Raw genomic sequence first — 1,980 nt, 5'->3', positions numbered from 1 at the left:
TAGTTGTCAGTTAACAGTTTTCAGTTAACAGTACTTAAAACGGCTTCACCCAACCTCTAAAATTTCCTTTTCAAGAGCAGTAAAATAGTAGTCCCGCCCAGACTCGAACTGGGGACCCCTACATTATCAGTGTAGTACTCTAACCAGCTGAGCTACGAGACTCTGTTTTGCTTTTCTTGTATTATTTTGAACCAACAGCGAGAGTATTGCGCTTTTCCGAAAGAAACCGGAAGCCTTGCTTCTTCGTCTTTCTCTAGAAAGGAGGTGTTCCAGCCGCACCTTCCGGTACGGCTACCTTGTTACGACTTAGCCCCAGTTACCAGTTTTACCCTAGGCAGCTCCTTGCGGTCACCGACTTCAGGCACCCCCAGCTTCCATGGCTTGACGGGCGGTGTGTACAAGGCCCGGGAACGTATTCACCGGATCATGGCTGATATCCGATTACTAGCGATTCCAGCTTCACGGAGTCGAGTTGCAGACTCCGATCCGAACTGTGAACGGTTTTGTAGATTCGCTCCTGGTCGCCCAGTGGCTGCTCTCTGTACCGTCCATTGTAGCACGTGTGTAGCCCAGGGCGTAAGGGCCGTGATGATTTGACGTCATCCCCACCTTCCTCTCAGTTTGCACTGGCAGTCTCGTTAGAGTTCCCGACATGACTCGCTGGCAACTAACGACAGGGGTTGCGCTCGTTATAGGACTTAACCTGACACCTCACGGCACGAGCTGACGACAACCATGCAGCACCTTGTAATCTGTCCGAAGAAAAACCTGTTTCCAAGCCTGTCAGACTACATTTAAGCCCTGGTAAGGTTCCTCGCGTATCATCGAATTAAACCACATGCTCCACCGCTTGTGCGGGCCCCCGTCAATTCCTTTGAGTTTCATTCTTGCGAACGTACTCCCCAGGTGGGATACTTATCACTTTCGCTTAGCCACTCAGAATTGCTCCCGAACAGCTAGTATCCATCGTTTACGGCGTGGACTACCAGGGTATCTAATCCTGTTCGCTACCCACGCTTTCGTCCATCAGCGTCAATGTATTGGTAGTAACCTGCCTTCGCAATCGGTATTCCATGTAATATCTAAGCATTTCACCGCTACACTACATATTCTAGTTACTTCCCAATAATTCAAGCCCTGCAGTATCAATGGCAATTTCCCGGTTGAGCCGGGAGATTTCACCACTGACTTACAGGGCCGCCTACGGACCCTTTAAACCCAATGATTCCGGATAACGCTTGGATCCTCCGTATTACCGCGGCTGCTGGCACGGAGTTAGCCGATCCTTATTCCTACGGTACCGTCAGTCTGGGACACGTCCCAGGGTTTCTTCCCGTATAAAAGCAGTTTACACACCATAGATGCTTCATCCTGCACGCGGCATGGCTGGATCAGGCTTGCGCCCATTGTCCAATATTCCTCACTGCTGCCTCCCGTAGGAGTCTGGTCCGTGTCTCAGTACCAGTGTGGGGGATCTCCCTCTCAGGACCCCTACCCATCATAGCCTTGGTAAGCCGTTACCTTACCAACTAGCTAATGGGACGCATGCTCATCTTTTACCGATAAATCTTTAATCACAAGATGATGCCATCCTGTAATGCTATAAGGTATTAATCCAAATTTCTCTGGGCTATCCCTTTGTAAAAGGCAGATTGCATACGCGTTACGCACCCGTGCGCCGGTCTCAAGCTAGCAAGCTAGCTCTACCCCTCGACTTGCATGTGTTAAGCCTGCCGCTAGCGTTCATCCTGAGCCAGGATCAAACTCTTCATCGTATATTTTTAATAATTTATAGACGCTTCGCTTGGCTATTTTTTCCTGTCCTATCGGATCAGGCAATGCTCTCTCTTTTATTTGCTGTCAATCCAATATGTCTATGAACGTGTCATTCTGTTTTATTCCGCCATCCGTGTTTCAGGAAGCGGGTGCAAAAGTAGAAATCCTTTTTGATTCCTGCAAGCTTTCTTGAAAGTTTTTTTT

The 1,980-nt window shown here is 48.8% G+C and carries 1 tRNA gene and 1 rRNA gene; both read right to left on the bottom strand.

Annotated features, from left to right (window positions below):
- Window positions 1–88: 88 nt before the first annotated feature.
- Window positions 89–162, bottom strand: a tRNA-Ile gene (locus tag ACFPVY_RS15710).
- Between the two features lie 95 nt (window positions 163–257).
- Window positions 258–1,775 (bottom strand): 16S ribosomal RNA (locus tag ACFPVY_RS15705).
- Window positions 1,776–1,980 lie beyond the last annotated feature (205 nt).

The organism is Flavobacterium qiangtangense (assembly GCF_042658345.1).
Classification (GTDB): Bacteria; Bacteroidota; Bacteroidia; order Flavobacteriales; family Flavobacteriaceae; genus Flavobacterium; species Flavobacterium qiangtangense.
This window is presented reverse-complemented; position numbering and strand designations above follow the sequence as displayed.